At 72.6% G+C, this 15528-nt stretch carries 10 protein-coding genes and 1 pseudogene; 6 read left to right on the top strand and 5 right to left on the bottom strand.

Annotated elements, in window-relative coordinates:
* The first annotated feature begins 41 nt into the window (after window positions 1-41).
* On the top strand, window positions 42-3827 hold the full coding sequence (locus SSNG_RS12335) for an ABC transporter ATP-binding protein (RefSeq protein WP_007264158.1): 3786 nt from the start codon (window positions 42-44) through the stop codon (window positions 3825-3827).
* 45 nt (window positions 3828-3872) lie between these two features.
* Here SSNG_RS12335 and SSNG_RS12330 read toward each other — a convergent pair whose 3' ends face one another.
* Window positions 3873-4427: an EF-hand domain-containing protein gene (locus SSNG_RS12330; RefSeq protein WP_007264157.1), complete on the bottom strand. Its 555-nt coding sequence runs from the start codon at window positions 4425-4427 to the stop codon at window positions 3873-3875.
* A 153-nt stretch (window positions 4428-4580) separates the two neighbouring features.
* Between SSNG_RS12330 and SSNG_RS12325 the strand changes: the two genes are divergently transcribed.
* Entirely contained in the window at window positions 4581-4946 is a 366-nt protein-coding gene (locus tag SSNG_RS12325) for a hypothetical protein (protein WP_007264156.1), read from the top strand.
* An 85-nt stretch (window positions 4947-5031) separates the two neighbouring features.
* Window positions 5032-6507 carry a S28 family serine protease gene (locus SSNG_RS12320; RefSeq protein WP_042800911.1) on the top strand — a complete coding sequence of 492 codons (1476 nt, stop codon included), beginning with the start codon at window positions 5032-5034 and terminating at the stop codon, window positions 6505-6507.
* 50 nt (window positions 6508-6557) lie between these two features.
* Here SSNG_RS12320 and SSNG_RS12315 read toward each other — a convergent pair whose 3' ends face one another.
* Both SSNG_RS12315 and SSNG_RS12310 read right to left on the bottom strand, forming a co-directional pair.
* On the bottom strand, window positions 6558-8375 hold the full coding sequence (locus SSNG_RS12315; protein ID WP_007264154.1) for a glycoside hydrolase family 3 protein: 1818 nt from the start codon (window positions 8373-8375) through the stop codon (window positions 6558-6560).
* A gap of 59 nt (window positions 8376-8434) precedes the next feature.
* Window positions 8435-9346, bottom strand: a complete 912-nt coding sequence (locus SSNG_RS12310) for a LysR family transcriptional regulator (RefSeq protein ID WP_007264153.1) — start codon at window positions 9344-9346, stop codon at window positions 8435-8437.
* Between the two features lie 82 nt (window positions 9347-9428).
* On the opposite strand from SSNG_RS12310, the gene SSNG_RS12305 reads away from it, so the two are divergent.
* Window positions 9429-10367, top strand: coding sequence for an EamA family transporter (locus SSNG_RS12305; protein WP_007264152.1), 939 nt, complete (start codon window positions 9429-9431; stop codon window positions 10365-10367).
* Here SSNG_RS12305 and SSNG_RS12300 read toward each other — a convergent pair.
* Window positions 10318-10809, bottom strand: a pseudogene (locus SSNG_RS12300) (GNAT family N-acetyltransferase); the annotation flags it as partial. The gene SSNG_RS12305 and the pseudogene SSNG_RS12300 sit on opposite strands and share 50 nt — an antisense overlap.
* A 67-nt stretch (window positions 10810-10876) precedes the next feature.
* Complete coding sequence (locus SSNG_RS12295; protein ID WP_007264150.1) at window positions 10877-11407, bottom strand: DUF937 domain-containing protein; 531 nt, start codon at window positions 11405-11407, stop codon at window positions 10877-10879.
* Window positions 11408-11683: 276 nt separating this feature from the next.
* On the opposite strand from SSNG_RS12295, the gene SSNG_RS12290 reads away from it, so the two are divergent.
* Window positions 11684-13930, top strand: coding sequence for an ATP-dependent RecD-like DNA helicase (locus SSNG_RS12290; RefSeq protein ID WP_042800910.1), 2247 nt, complete (start codon window positions 11684-11686; stop codon window positions 13928-13930).
* Window positions 13931-14113: 183 nt separating this feature from the next.
* Complete coding sequence (locus SSNG_RS12285) at window positions 14114-15403, top strand: citrate synthase (protein ID WP_007264147.1); 1290 nt, start codon at window positions 14114-14116, stop codon at window positions 15401-15403.
* Window positions 15404-15528 lie beyond the last annotated feature (125 nt).

The raw sequence follows: 15528 nt of genomic DNA, 5'->3' as shown, positions 1-15528 counted from the left end.
TGGTGGAGGCGGCAGGACAGGACCTACGGGGAGGCAATCAGGTGACGGCGGCGCAGGCTGGGGAGACAGCGGCTGGTGAGAAGCCGGGCTGGGGCAGGCGGCTGGCCGCCCACACCTGGCGGTACAAGGCCAACGTGCTCCTCGCGCTCGGGTCCTCGCTGGCGGGCATGGCCGTCATGGCGCTCGTCCCCCTCGTCACCCGGGTCATCATCGACGACGTCATCGGCGACGAGAGCAAGCCCATGGGGCCCTGGGCCGGCCTGCTCATAGGCGCCGCCCTGCTGGTCTACGTACTGACCTACATACGCAGGTACTACGGCGGACGCCTCGCCCTCGACGTGCAGCACGACCTGCGCACCGACATGTACGACACCATCGCCCGCCTCGACGGGCGCCGGCAGGACGAGCTGTCCACCGGACAGGTCGTCGGCCGGGCCACGAGCGACCTCCAGCTGATCCAGGGGCTGCTCTTCATGCTGCCCATGACCATCGGGAACTTCCTGCTCTTCGGGATATCCCTCGGCGTCATGCTGTGGCTGTCCCCGCTGCTGACCCTCGTCGCGCTGCTGATGGCCCCCGCCCTCTGGTTCATCGCCAAGCGCAGCCGCAAGAAGCTCTTCCCCGCCACCTGGTACGCCCAGCAGCAGGCCGCGGCCGTCGCCTCCGTCGTCGACGGCGCGGTGACCGGCGTACGCGTCGTCAAGGGCTTCGGGCAGGAGGAGCAGGAGACCGGCAAGCTCCGCGCGGCCGGCCGCCGGCTCTTCGGCGGGCGGATGCGCGCCATCCGCCTGAACTCCCGCTACACCCCCGCCCTCCAGGCCGTCCCCGCCCTCGCGCAGGTCGCCATGCTGGCCCTCGGCGGCTGGATGGCCACCCGGGGACAGGTCACCCTCGGCACCTTCGTCGCCTTCTCCACCTACCTCGCCCAGCTCGTCGGGCCCGTCCGCATGCTCGCCATGGTGCTCACCGTCGCCCAGCAGGCCCGGGCCGGCGCGGAGCGGGTCTTCGAGCTCATCGACACCGAGCCCGAGATCCGCGAGGGGACGCGGGAACTCCCCGCCGACGCGCCCGCCACCGTCGAGTTCCACGACGTCCACTTCGGGTACGAGCCCGGCCGCCCCGTCCTCGACGGGTTCTCCCTCGCCCTCGCCGAGGGCGAGACCGTGGCCCTCGTCGGCGCCTCCGGCAGCGGCAAGTCCACCGTCTCCCAGCTCCTGCCGCGCTTCTACGACGCCGACCGCGGCACCGTCCGCGTCGGCGGCCACGACGTGCGCGAGCTGACCTACGACTCGCTGCGCGGCGCCATCGGCCTGGTGCCCGAGGACTCCTTCCTCTTCTCCGACACCATCCGCGCCAACATCGCCTACGGGCGCCCCGGCGCCTCCGAGGAGGACATCCGCGCCGCCGCCCGCGCCGCCCAGGCGGAAGGGTTCATCGAAGCCCTCCCCGCCGGCTACGACACCAAGGTCGGCGAGCAGGGCCTGACCCTCTCCGGCGGCCAGCGCCAGCGCGTCGCGCTCGCCCGCGCCATCCTCACCGACCCCCGCCTGCTGCTCCTGGACGACGCCACCTCGGCCGTCGACGCCCGCGTCGAGCACGAGATCCACGAGGCGCTGCGGGCCGTGATGGCCGGCCGCACCACCCTGCTGATCGCCCACCGCCGCTCCACCCTCGCGCTCGCCGACCGGATCGCCGTCATGGAGCACGGCCGGCTCGCCGACATCGGTACGCACGAGGAGCTGGAGCGCCGCTCCGCGCTGTACCGGCGGCTGCTCACCGACCCCGAGGTCCTCGGCGCGCACTCGCCGCGCACCCCCGACGCGCCGCCCATGGCGGAGTTCGAGCGGGACCTGGAGAAGGACATCGAGCTCGAAGCGGAGATCGACTCCGAGCCGGTGAGCGCCAAGCGGCGCGTCGTCGACGGGGTCACCCCCGAGCTGTGGCGGCGCGGGGACGAGTCCGAGGCCGCCCCGGCGCCGGGCGCCACGCCCGAACTGCTGGCGCAGGTGGCCGCGCTGCCCCCCGCCGACGACGAGCCGGGCGTGGACGAGACCCGGTCCGCGGCCGCCGAGGAGAGCTACGGCCTGCGCAGGCTGCTGGCCGGCTTCTGGGCCCCGCTCGCGATCAGCCTGGGCCTGGTCGCCCTCGACGCGGGCGCCGGGCTGCTGCTGCCCGTCCTGATCCGGCACGGCATCGACCAGGGCGTGGAGCGGGCCGCGCTGGGCGCGGTGTGGGCGGCTTCCCTGCTCGCCCTCGCCGTGGTCCTCGGCCAGTGGGCCGCACAGTTCGCGGAGACCCGGATGACCGGGCGCACCGGCGAGCGCGTGCTCTACTCCCTGCGCGTCAAGATCTTCGCGCAGCTCCAGCGGCTCGGCCTGGACTACTACGAGCGCGAGCTCACCGGCAAGATCATGACCCGGATGACCACCGACGTGGACTCCCTGTCGAGCTTCCTGCAGACCGGGCTCGTCACCGCCGTCGTCTCCGTCCTGACCTTCTTCGGCATCCTGGTCGCCCTGCTGGTCCTCGACGTCGAACTCGCGCTGATCGTCTTCGCCACCCTGCCCGTGCTGGTCGTCGGCACGATCGTGTTCCGCCGCAGGTCGGTCGCCGCGTACGAGCTGGCGCGCGACCGGGTCAGCCTGGTCAACGCCGACCTCCAGGAGTCCGTGGCCGGCCTCCGGCTGGTGCAGGCCTTCCGCCGGCAGGACGCGGGCCGGGCCCGGTTCGCCGAGCGCAGCGACGCGTACCGCGAGGCGCGGGTGCGCGGCCAGTGGCTGATATCGGTCTACTTCCCCTTCGTCCAGCTGCTGTCCTCGGGCGCGGCGGCGGCCGTGCTGATCGTCGGCGCGGGCCGGGTCGAGGCGGCCACCCTCACCACCGGCGCGCTGGTGGCGTACCTTCTGTACATCGACCTGTTCTTCGCGCCGGTCCAGCAGCTGTCCCAGGTCTTCGACGGCTACCAGCAGGCCACCGTCTCCCTCGGCCGGATCCAGGACCTGCTGCGCGAGCCCACCACCACCCCGCGCCCGGCCGAGCCCCGCGAGGTCACCGCGCTGCGCGGCGAGATCGCCTTCGAGGGCGTGCGGTTCCGCTACGGCACCGCGGAGGAGCGCGGGTCCAAGGGCGACGCGCTGGCCGGCATCAGCCTGCGGATACCCGCCGGGCAGACCGTCGCCTTCGTCGGCGAGACCGGGGCGGGCAAGTCCACGCTGGTCAAGATGGTGGCCCGGTTCTACGACCCGACCGCCGGCCGGGTCACCGCCGACGGCACCGACCTGCGGGAGCTGGACCTGACGGCGTACCGCCACCGGCTGGGGGTCGTCCCCCAGGAGCCGTACCTCTTCCCGGGGACGGTCCGCGACGCCATCGCCTACGGCCGGCCCGGGGCGAGCGACGCCGAGGTGGAGGCCGCCGCCCGCGCGGTCGGCGCCCACGACATGATCGCCACCCTCGACGGCGGCTACCTGCACGCCGTCGCCGAGCGCGGCCGCAACCTCTCGGCCGGCCAGCGCCAGCTGATCGCGCTGGCCCGCGCCGAGCTGGTCGACCCGGACGTACTGCTGCTCGACGAGGCCACGGCGGCCCTGGACCTGGCCACCGAGGCGCAGGTCAACCAGGCCACCGAGCGCCTCGCGGGCAAGCGGACCACCCTCGTGGTGGCCCACAGGCTGACGACCGCGGCCCGGGCCGACCGGGTGGTGGTCATGGACCGGGGCCGGGTCGTGGAGGACGGCAGCCACGCGGAACTGCTGGCCCGCGGCGGGCGGTACGCGGTGCTGTGGCGGACCTTCGCCGGCGAGGACGAGGCGGCCGCCGCCGCGTAACCGGCCGGCCGCCACGGCCGCGGTCCGACAGGGGCGCCCCCGGGATCAGAGCTCGCCGAAGAGCAGGTTCCCGGGGGCGTCCTCGTCGTCGCCGGTGTAGTACTCGCGCACGGCGTCGAGGAGTTCGTCCACCGACAGGTAGCCGTCGTGGTTCTTGTCGATCTTCGCGAAGAGGGTGTCCGCGTCGGCGCGCTCCAGCCGGGTGTCGAAGGCCAGCTGCGCCTTGTGGAACTCCTCGGGGCTGATGTGCCCGTCGCCGTTGGTGTCGACGACCGTGAGGATCGCCTTCATCATCGGCCGGAAGGACTTGTCGTAGGCCGGGCCGCCGTCCTTGTACAGGCGGGTCATGCCGTCCCGGTACTGCACCGGCGTCAGCTTCTGGTCCTGGCCGACGCCCAGCTCGTTGAAGAGGTCCACCCAGAAGTCGGTGAGCCCGCGGAACACCTCGGTCGCCTTGGGGGAGTCGGCGGGCTCCGACAGCGCCGTCAGCAGCCGCGACCCGAGCGCGATCATGTCCTTCTCGTCGATCACGCCGTTGTCGTCGGCGTCCAGGTGGGCGAAGGCGCGCTCCAGCTTGCGGTCGAGCAGATCGGTCGTCATGTCGGCTGCCTTTCACGGCTACGGTGTGCGTTCGGTCGATCGCCCAGGGTAGTGCAACCTTCCGGGTCGACCGAGCGTCGTACGTGCGTACGTGTTACGTACGACCGATCGGGGGGACAGATGAGGCAGGACCGCGGACGTCGGGGACGGGCCGTGTCCCTGGGGGTGTTCGGGGGCGCGCTGTGGCTCGCGGTGGGAGGCGTCCTCGCGGCGCCCGCCGCGTCGGCGGCCGGCGGAGGCTGTGCCGGCCAGCTGGTCCAGACGATGCCGCTGCCCGGGGCCGAGGTGCGGGTGTTCAAGAGCCGGGCCCAGGTCTGCGCGATGACCGTCGCCCTGCTGCCGGGGGAGCGCCGCCACATGGCCGTCAGCGTTCAGCCGCGCGGCGGGGTGCCGGTGGGCGATGCGGGGCAGTTCACCCGTTACGCGGGCCCCGTCACCGTGGGCGCGATCAGCCGGTGTGTGTACGTAAGGGGCGAGATGGCGGCCGGATCCGTCGAATCTGGCTGGATCCTGTGCTGAGGCCGCGTCCCAACTGGGTCTGTTCACGGGCGCGTTGATCCCGCTAGGTTCACGGGCGACCACAGTGAACTCAAGGGGAGGGTGAATGCGCAAGACGCTTGGCCGGGTACTGCCCGTCGCGGTGCTGATCGGCACCATGGGCACGGCCGGTCTCACGGCTCAGACGGCAACCGCCGCAGAGCCGGCCGCCGCCGCGCAGGCCACCGCGGGACAGGGCTCCGCAGCGGACATCAAGGACCAGATCCTCGCCATCCCGGGGATGAGCCTGATCGAGGAGAAGCCGTACCCCGGCTACCGGTTCTTCGTACTGAACTACGAGCAGCCGGTCGACCACCGGCAGCCGTGGAAGGGCACCTTCAAGCAGCGCATCACCCTGTTGCACAAGGACGTCTCCCGCCCCACGGTGTTCTACACCTCGGGCTACAACGTCAACACCAACCCGCGCCGCGCGGAGCCGACGACCATCATCGACGGCAACCAGCTGTCCATGGAGTATCGATTCTTCAACCCGTCCCGCCCCGACCCGGCGGACTGGTCGAAGCTCGACATCTGGCAGGCCGCCAGCGACCAGCACCGCCTCTTCACCGCCCTGAAGAAGATCTACCCCAAGAACTGGCTGTCCACGGGCGCCAGCAAGGGCGGCATGACGGCGACGTACTTCGAGCGCTTCTACCCGCGCGACATGGACGGTGTCGTCGCCTACGTGGCGCCCAACGACGTCGTGAACAAGGAGGACTCGGCCTACGACCGGTTCTTCGGCAAGGTCGGCACCAAGGAGTGCCGCGACAAGCTGAACAACGTCCAGCGCGAGGCCCTGATCCGCCGCGAGCCGCTGGAGGCCAAGTACAAGGCCGCCGCCGCCGAGAACGGCTGGACCTTCAACACCGTCGGCAGCCTCGACAAGGCCTTCGAGGCCGTGGTCCTGGACTACACCTGGGCCTTCTGGCAGTACAGCCTGCTCGCCGACTGCGCCACGATCCCGGACGCCAAGACCGCCACCGACCAGCAGATCTGGGACACGGTCGACGCGATCTCCGGCTTCTCGGCCTACGCCGACCAGGGCCTGGAGACGTACACGCCGTACTACTACCAGGCCGGTACGCAGCTCGGCTCGCCCGACATCAAGCAGCCCCACCTCAAGGGCCTGAGCCGGTACGGCTACCAGCCGCCGCGCAACTTCGTGCCGCGCGACATCCCCATGACCTTCCAGCCGGCGGCCATGGCGGACGTGGACACCTGGGTCCGCAACAACGCCCACCAGATGCTGTTCGTGTACGGGCAGAACGACCCGTGGGGCGCCGAGCCCTTCCACCTCGGGTACGGGGTGCGCGACAGCTACGTGATGACCGCTCCGGGCGCCAACCACGGGGCCAACGTCGCCAAGCTCCAGGACGGCGAGAAGGCCCTCGCGACCGCGCGGATCCTCCAGTGGGCCGGAGTGGCCCCCGCCGCCGACGTGTTCCGCGCGGACGGGGCCGCCCCGCAGCCGGCGGCACCGCTCGCCGCGCCGGACCCGGTGCTCGACCAGACCGACCTGCGCCGCGAGTCGCTGCGCCGGTAAGGGACCCCGACGGGCTGTCGTACTCCGGTACTTCCGGTACTTCCGGTACTTCAGTACGACAGCCCGTGGCCCAGCGGGTAGCGGCCCGGGACGGGCACCGGGAGCCGGCCCGACGGCCGGCTCGCGCCCGTCAGCACCCGTGCCGCCGCCCGCATCTCCACGTCCGTCCACGTGTACGTGGCCACCTCGGCCGCGCACGCGGGCAGCCGCGCCGGGTCGTACGGATTGCGGACCGCGACCAGCACCACCGGGACGCCCGTCGCGACCAGCTCCGCCACCAGCGTGCGCTGCGGACTCTCGCCCTCCGGGACGTTGTACGTGCACACCAGCACCGCCGCGTGCCCCGGCGCGGCCGCCACCGCCCGCTCGGGCGGGAGCGCCTGCGCCCGGCACCCCAGGGCGGTCAGCTCCCGCGCCAGGACCGCCGTCGGGGGGCCCGTGGTGCCCGTGGGGGAGACCGGGTCGGTGCCGGTGACCAGCAGCTTCGGCCCGGCCGACGCGTCCAGCGGCAGCAGCCCGCGCGGATTGGCCAGCAGCGTCGTCGTACCCGCCGCGACGACGTCGGCGGCCGCCAGGTGCACGCCCGTCCCCACCGCCGCGTCCACCGCCGCGTCGGAGGTGTACGGGTCCTCGAACAGGCCCCGGCGGGCCTTCAGCTCCAGCACCCGCAGCACCGACTCCTCGACCCGGGCCCGCGACAGCTCGCCCGACTCCACCGCCGCCAGCACGCCGCGCTGCGCGAGCCCCAGGTCCGGCGCGTTCAGCAGCAGGTCGCAGCCCGCCTTCAGGGCCAGCACCGGCACCCGGTCGTCCCCGTACTTCTGCCGGACCCCCGCCATGTCGAGGGCGTCGGTGACCACCACCCCGCGGAAGCCCAGCTGTTCGCGCAGCAGACCGGTCACGATGGGCCGCGAGAGGGTCGCCGGGTCACCCGAGGGGTCGAGCGCGGGGAAGACGATGTGCGCCGTCATGATCACGTCCACGCCCGCGCGCACCGCCGCCCGGAACGGCGGCGCGTCCAGCGCCTCCCACTGGGCGCGGGAGTGCCGCATCACCGGCAGCCCGACGTGGCTGTCGGTCTCGGTGTCCCCGTGGCCCGGGAAGTGCTTCGCCGCGGCCGCCACCCCCGCCCCCTGGTAGCCGCGCACCTGGGCCGCGGCCAGGGCCGCGACGGCTGCCGGGTCGGAGCCGAAGGAGCGCACGCCGATCACCGGGTTGGCCGGGTTCACGTTCACGTCGGCCACCGGAGCCCAGTCCTGCCGGATGCCCAGCGCCGCCAGCTCCGTCCCCGCCACCCGGGCCGCCCGGCGCGCCCCCTCGGCCGAGCCCGCCGCGCCCAGCGCCATCGCCCCCGGCAGCAGGGTCGCGGGCCGGCCGATCCGGGCGACGGCCCCGTGCTCCTGGTCCACCGACAGCAGCAGCGGGATCCCCGCCCCCGAGCCCGCGGCGGCCCGCTGGAGCCCGTTGGACAGGGCGGCGATCTGGTGCGGGTCACGGGTGTTGCGGGCCCACGCGAAGTAGACGACCCCGCCCAGGTGGTAGCGGGCCACCAGCTCGGCGGCGGTGCGCACCCCGAAGTGCTCCATGTTCAGCTCGGCGTCCGCCGGGTCGGGGTCCGTCGCCGAATGCCCGTAGGCCCGGGACACGAACAACTGCCCCACCAGCTCGGGCAGCCCGAGCCCGGAGACCAGCGCCCGCAGCCGCTCCCGGTCCGGGCGCCGCCCCGGCGGCCCGCCGGGGGCGCGGGAGTCGTCCGGGGTCCCGGGGGCGGCGGTCGAGGCCGTGGAGGCGGCCCCGGCGGCTCCGGCGGCCGTGACGGCGGCCATGGCGGCGGCGAGCAGGGCCCGGCGGGAGGCGTGGTTCGGCACCCGTGGGACCCTACTGCCGTACCCGGCGCCACGCCTGACGGACACTCGGGAATGGCCCGTTAGGTACGCCCCCCGGCTGTCGCCCAGTGCTCCTGGAGGGTGCGCACGGTCTCCGTGATCGCGGGCCGGCGGGCCGCTCCCGTGCGCCACAGGGCGTACAGCCTGCGCACCGGACCGGGCTCCAGCCGTACGGCCACCGCGCCCGGCGGCAGCGCGCCCGTGCCCAGCCGGGGCACGACCGCCACCCCCAGACCGGCGGCGACCAGCGCGACGATCGTGTGGTTCTCCTCGGCGGTGTGCGCGATGTCGGGCTCGAACCCCGCCGTGCGCACGGTCCGCACCAGCCAGTCGTGGCACACCCGGCCGGGCGGCTGGCACACCCACCGCTGGCCCCCCAGGTCCGTCCGGCGCACCGCCCGCCGGGTGGTGAACGGGTGCCCGGCCGGGACCACCAGATCGCAGGGGTCGTCGCCGATGACCGCCTGCTCCACGCCGTCGGGGGCGGGCAGCGGGGCGATGTCCCAGTCGTGCGCCACCGCCAGGTCGGTGACGCCCCGGGCGACCAGGTCCACCGACAGGTGGGGGTCGACCTCCGTGAGGCGCACGTCCAGCGCGGGATGGCGTTCCGCCAGCTCGGCCAGCACCCCCGGCAGCAGTCCGCGCGCCGCCGAAGCGAAGGCGGCCACCGTCAGCAGCCCGCTCGGCCGGCCGCGCCGCTCCTCCAGGGTGGTCTCGGCGCGCTCCACGATCGCCAGCAGCTCACGGGCGGTGTCGGCGAGGTGCCGGGCCTCCTCGGTGAGCGCGACCCCGCGCCCGCGCCGCTCCAGCAGCGTCGTGCGGGTCTCCCGCTCCAGTTTGGCGATCTGCTGCGAGACCGCGGACGGGGTGTAGCCGAGGGCGGCCGCCGCGCCCGCGACCGAACCGTGGACGGAGACGGCGTGCAGGGCGCGCAGCCGGGACAGGTCGAGCATCCGCCAATCGTAAGCACTGCTTCATCCATCCCGGTAGGGATCCGCGCTGGTGCTACATGGTCCGGGCGTCGATGCTCGGAGCATGCGTCCCGTACACACCGCACTCGCCGTACTCGTCGCCGCCGTCTGGGGGTTCAACTTCGTCGTCATCGAGATCGGCCTCGGCCACTTCCCGCCGCTGCTGCTGTCCGCGCTGCGCTTCCTCGTCGCCGCGCTGCCCGCCGTGTTCTTCGTGGGGCGCCCCAAGGTCGCCTGGAAGTGGATCGTCGGGGTCGGCGCCGCCCTCGGCATCGCCAAGTTCGGGCTGCTGTTCACGGGGATGGCCGCCGGGATGCCGGCCGGGCTGTCCTCGCTCGTGCTCCAGGTCCAGGCCGTCTTCACCGCCGCGCTGGCCGCCGTCGTGCTGCGCGAGCGGCCCGCCCGGGTGCGGCTGCTGGGCATGGCCGTGGCGCTGGCCGGGATCGGGGTGGCCGCCGTGGACCGGGGCCTGTCCGGGCCCGTCACCGGTTTCGTGCTGGTCGTCGCGGCCGCCGCCTGCTGGGGGGTGTCCAACGTGCTCACCCGCAAGGCCGCTCCGTCCGACGCCATGAACTTCCAGGTGTGGGTGTGCGTCGTCCCGGTGGTCCCGCTGTTCGCGCTGTCGCTGCTGCTGGAGGGTCCGGAGCGGGACCTGGCCGCGCTGCGCGCCCTGGACTGGTCCGGGGTGGCCGTCATCGGCTACGTCGCCTGGGTGTCCACGGTGTTCGGCTTCGGCGCCTGGGCCTACCTGCTGCGCCGCTATCCGGCCTCGGCCGTGGCGCCGTTCTCGCTGCTGGTGCCGGTGTTCGGGATGTCCTCGGCCGCGCTGGTGCTCGGCGAGGGGGTCTCGGGGCCGGGCTGGGTGGCGGCGGTGCTGCTGGTCGGCGGGGTGGGCCTGACCTCGCTGGCCCCCGCGCGCGCGAAGACCCGTACGGGCCCGGCCCCGGACGCGGTCAGCGCGGCGGGTCCGCGCGCAGCGGCAGCCGCCAGTCCTGCCCCGTGAGGGAGACCCCGTACGAGCGGTGCGGGCGCTCGGCGACCAGGGTGAAGCCGGCCCGCTCGTAGAGCGAACGGGCCGCGGTCAGCACGTCGTTGGTCCACAGCACCAGCTCGCGGTAGCCCGCCGAACGGGCGAAGGCGATGACGGCGTCGACCAGCAGGGTGCCCACCCCGAGGCCGCGCCCGGCCGGGTCCACCAGCAGCAGCCGCAGCCGGGCCGTGCCGGGCGAGCCGTCCTCGCGCACGCACATCACCGAGCCGACCGGCTCGCCCTCGTGCTCCGCGATCCAGACCCGCTCCAGGTGGGGGTCGTGGTCCTCGGCGAAGTCCGCGACGATCCGGGCCACCAGGCCCTCGAACTCCTGGTTCCAGCCGTACTCGGCGGCGTAGAGCGCGCCGTGGCGCTGCACGATCCAGCCCAGCTCGCCGGGCCCGGGGTCCCGCAGCCGCACCGCCGCGCCGGAAGTCTCCATGGCCGCCGAGGATAGCGCGGGGCCGGCCGGCCGGGCGGGGCTACTTCCTGCCGCCCAGGATCTGGCCCAGCAGGTCGCCGAGGTCGGGGCCCTCGGAGGCCGCGGCGCCGGGGGCGGCGGCGCCGGGGGCGGCGGCGCCGGAGGCCCCGGCGGTGCCCCTGCCCGCGGCGCGCTTGGCGAAGACGGCCATCAGCACCGGGATCAGCATCTCGATGACGCGCATGACCGTCGGGGCGGGGATGCCGGTCTTCTTCGAGACGGCGTTGGCCACCGGCTTGCTCACCTTGGAGAGCACCCCGGCCATCATCCCGCCGCCGAGCAGCCCGCCGAGGCCGCCGCCCAGGGTGGCCACGCCCTGGAGCGGGGGCTCGGACACCTCGGCGAAGGCCTGGCGGACCTCGTCGTCACCGTCGTCGGCCTTCTCCTGGAGGTCGCCGGTCATGGCCCCGACGGTCTCGGAGACGGTCTGGCGGGCGCCGTCTGTGTCGGTGCCGAGCAGCCCCGCGATCTCGGTCAGCTTGTCGTCGCCGAGCTCGTTCAGCACGTCGTCCTGGAAGGAGGGTTCGCTCATGCCCGAAACGCTACGTGCATGCCGATTTCATGGCACCTCGGAGTACTCCCCGAGTGGCTGAACGTAATGGAAAGGTAAAGCTGTGATTCCGCATGCAACCCTCCGGGCGCCACGCGGGTCGTATGGAACGTCGGGACTTCCGGGTGGGGATCCGGGGGGATCGGGAAGTCCGACGAGGGAGGGGTAACCGTGAGGGGGTCCGGCCGCGAGGCCGGACCCCCTTTCGTTTGTCCACAGGCCCGCCGGGCTGTCGGAGCGGGGCGGTAGCTTCGTGTCATGGCGAACAACGGGGCGGTGCAACAGGCGGTGGTCGAGGGGGTGCTGGAGCGCATCACCTACGCCAACGAGGAGAGCGGCTACACGGTCGCCCGGGTCGACACCGGCCGCGGCGCGGGAGACCTGCTGACCGTCGTCGGCTCGCTGCTCGGCGCGCAGCCCGGCGAATCCCTGCGCATGGAGGGCCGCTGGGGTTCGCACCCGCAGTACGGCAGACAGTTCAGCGTCGAGAACTACTCGACGATCCTGCCCGCCACCATCCAGGGCATCCGCCGCTACCTCGGCTCCGGCCTCATCAAGGGCATCGGCCCCAGGATCGCCGACCGCATCGTCGAGCACTTCGGCCTCGACACCCTCGACGTCATCGAGGCCGAGCCGAAGCGGCTGATCGAGGTCCCCGGCCTCGGCCCCAAGCGGACGAAGCTGATCGGAGCCGCCTGGGAGGAGCAGAAGGCCATCAAGGAGGTCATGGTCTTCCTCCAGGGCGTCGGCGTCTCCACCTCCATCGCGGTCCGCATCTACAAGAAGTACGGGGACGCCTCCATCTCGGTGGTCAAGAACCAGCCGTACCGGCTCGCCGCCGACGTCTGGGGCATCGGCTTCCTCACCGCCGACCGCATCGCCCAGGCCGTCGGCATCCCCCACGACAGTCCCGAACGGGTCAAGGCCGGCCTCCAGTACGCCCTGTCGCAGTCCACCGACCAGGGGCACTGCTTCCTCCCCGAGGAGCGCCTCATCGCCGACGGGGTGAAGCTGCTCCAGGTGGACACCGGGCTGGTCATCGAGTGCCTGGCCGAGCTCGCCGCCGATCCGGAGGGCGTCGTACGGGAGCCCGTGCCCGACCCCCAGGGCGGCCCCGACCCCCTCACCGCTGTCTACCTGGTCCCCTTCCACCGGGCGGAGCTGTCGCTGGTCGGCCAGGTCCGCCGGCTGCTGCACGCCGAGGAGGACCGGATGCCCGGCTTCCAGGACGTGGACTGGGACAAGGCCCTCGGCTGGCTCGCCGGCCGCACCGGGGCCAGCCTCGCCCCCGAGCAGCGGGACGCCGTCAGGCTGGCCCTCACCCGCCGGGTGGCGGTCCTCACCGGCGGGCCCGGCTGCGGCAAGTCCTTCACGGTGCGCTCCATCGTGGAGCTGGCCCGGGCCAAGAAGGCCAAGGTGGTGCTCGCCGCCCCCACCGGCCGCGCGGCGAAGCGGCTGTCCGAGCTGACCGGGGCCGAGGCCTCCACCGTGCACCGGCTGCTGGAGCTCAAGCCCGGCGGGGACGCGGCGTACGACCGTGACCGGCCGCTGGACGCCGACCTGGTCGTGGTCGACGAGGCCTCGATGCTGGACCTGCTGCTGGCCAACAAGCTGGTCAAGGCGGTGGCGCCGGGTGCGCACCTGCTGCTGGTCGGCGATGTGGACCAGCTGCCCTCGGTCGGCGCCGGCGAGGTGCTGCGGGACCTGCTGGCGGAGGGTGGTCCGGTGCCGGCCGTCCGGCTGACCCGGATCTTCCGCCAGGCGCAGCAGTCGGGCGTCGTCACCAACGCCCACCGCATCAACACCGGGGTGCCGCCCATCACCGACGGCCTGCCGGACTTCTTCCTCTTCCCGGAGGAGGACACGGAGGCGGCCGGGGTCCTCGCCGTGGACGTGGCCGCCCGCCGGATCCCGGCCCGGTTCGGGCTCGACCCGCGCCGGGACGTCCAGGTCCTGGCCCCCATGCACCGGGGTCCGGCCGGCGCGGGGAACCTGAACGGCCTGCTCCAGCAGGCGATCACCCCGGCCCGGCCGAACCTGCCCGAGAAGCGGTTCGGCGGCCGGGTCTTCCGGGTCGGCGACAAGGTCACCCAGATCCGCAACAACTACGAGAAGGGCGCCAACGGCGTCTTCAACGGCACCGTGGGCGTGGTCACCGCTCTCGACGTGGAAGAGCAGCGCTTGACGGTCCGTACAGAGGAGGACGAGGAGGTGGGGTACGAATTCGCCGAGCTGGACGAGCTGGCGCACGCGTACGCCGTCACCATCCACCGTTCCCAGGGGAGTGAATATCCGGCGGTCGTGATCCCCGTCACCACCGGGGCTTGGATGATGCTCCAGCGGAACCTGCTCTACACGGCCGTGACCAGGGCGAAGAAACTGGTCGTGCTGGTCGGGTCCCGCAAGGCCCTCGGGCAGGCGGTGCGTACCGTTTCCGCAGGCAGGAGGTACACGGCGGTGGCCGCGCGGCTCGCCGGCCGGGTCTCGGTGGGAAACATCACCTAGATGATCGATCATTTGGGGTTCCGACAACCGGCGCGGAGGGGGCAGGATGAGCAGGTTGAAGGCACTCAGTGCCGTCAAAGAGACCAAAGGCCGACCCCGAGTGCACTCTCCTGCGCCAAATGGGGGAAGGTAGAGGCAGTCAGGGCACCTCGAAGAAGAGGCACTACGTCGGTGAGGGATGACGTGAGCGACAACTCTGTAGTACTCCGGTACGCGGACGGTGAATACACCTACCCGGTGGTCGAAAGCACCGTCGGTGACCAGGGCTTCGACATCTCGAAGCTCCGGGCCCAGACCGGGCTCGTCACGCTGGACAGTGGCTACGGCAACACCGCCGCCTACAAGTCGGCGATCACCTACCTCGACGGTGAGCAGGGCATCCTGCGCTACCGCGGCTACCCGATCGAGCAGCTGGCGGAGCGCTCGACCTTCATCGAGGTCGCCTACCTGCTGATCAACGGCGAGCTGCCGACCGTCGACCAGCTCGCGTCGTTCCGCAACGAGATCACCCAGCACACGCTGCTGCACGAGGACGTGAAGCGGTTCTACGACGGCTTCCCGCGCGACGCCCACCCGATGGCCATGCTGTCGTCCGTGGTCAGCGCGCTGTCGACGTTCTACCAGGACAGCCACAACCCGTTCGACGAGAAGCAGCGCCACCTCTCGACGATCCGTCTGCTGGCCAAGCTCCCGACGATCGCCGCGTACGCGTACAAGAAGTCGGTCGGCCACCCGGTGGTCTACCCGCGCAACGACCTCGGCTACGTCGAGAACTTCCTGCGCATGACCTTCTCCGTGCCGGCCCAGGAGTACGACCTGGACCCGGTCGTGGTCTCCGCGCTCGACAAGCTGCTGATCCTGCACGCGGACCACGAGCAGAACTGCTCGACCTCCACCGTGCGCCTGGTCGGTTCCTCGCAGGCGAACATGTTCGCCTCGATCTCCGCCGGCATCTCGGCCCTGTGGGGCCCGCTGCACGGTGGCGCCAACCAGTCCGTCCTGGAGATGCTGGAAGGCATCAAGAACGACGGCGGCGACGTCGACGCCTTCATCCGCAAGGTGAAGAACAAGGAGGACGGCGTCCGCCTGATGGGCTTCGGGCACCGCGTCTACAAGAGCTTCGACCCCCGGGCGAAGATCATCAAGGCGGCGGCGCACGACGTCCTCTCGGCGCTCGGCAAGAGCGACGAACTGCTGGACATCGCGCTCAAGCTGGAGGAGCACGCGCTGGCCGACGAGTACTTCGTCGCCCGCAACCTCTACCCGAACGTGGACTTCTACACCGGCCTGATCTACCGGGCCATGGGCTTCCCGACCGAGATGTTCACCGTGCTCTTCGCGCTCGGCCGCCTTCCCGGCTGGATCGCGCAGTGGCACGAGATGATCAAGGAGCCCGGCTCCCGCATCGGCCGCCCGCGCCAGATCTACACCGGCGAGGTCCTGCGCGAGTTCGTCCCGGTCGAGGCCCGCTAGGTCCTTCCGGCCGCTCCCGTCTTGCGGAAAGCGCCCCGCCGTCGATCCCCCCACGGGTCGACGGTCGGGGCGCTTCCCTTTTCCCCGGCAGCGGATTCCCCCCACGGGACCCGCGCCGGGGCGTC

Origin of the sequence: Streptomyces sp. C, assembly GCF_000158895.1 — a bacterium.
Taxonomy (GTDB): Bacteria; Actinomycetota; Actinomycetes; order Streptomycetales; family Streptomycetaceae; genus Streptomyces; species Streptomyces racemochromogenes.
The sequence above is the reverse complement of the archived record's forward strand: the minus strand, read 5'-3'. Positions and strand labels throughout refer to the sequence as shown.

Bases quoted from the DNA above. Each gene is read 5' to 3' on its own strand.
- SSNG_RS12330 (WP_007264157.1), bottom strand. From the start codon at position 4,427: ATGACGACCGATCTGCTCGACCGCAAGCTGGAGCGCGCCTTCGCCCAC.
- SSNG_RS12320 (WP_042800911.1), top strand. From the start codon at position 5,032: ATGCGCAAGACGCTTGGCCGGGTACTGCCCGTCGCGGTGCTGATCGGC.
- SSNG_RS12310 (WP_007264153.1), bottom strand. From the start codon at position 9,346: ATGCTCGACCTGTCCCGGCTGCGCGCCCTGCACGCCGTCTCCGTCCAC.
- SSNG_RS12305 (WP_007264152.1), top strand. From the start codon at position 9,429: ATGCGTCCCGTACACACCGCACTCGCCGTACTCGTCGCCGCCGTCTGG.
- SSNG_RS12295 (WP_007264150.1), bottom strand. From the start codon at position 11,407: ATGAGCGAACCCTCCTTCCAGGACGACGTGCTGAACGAGCTCGGCGAC.
- SSNG_RS12290 (WP_042800910.1), top strand. From the start codon at position 11,684: ATGGCGAACAACGGGGCGGTGCAACAGGCGGTGGTCGAGGGGGTGCTG.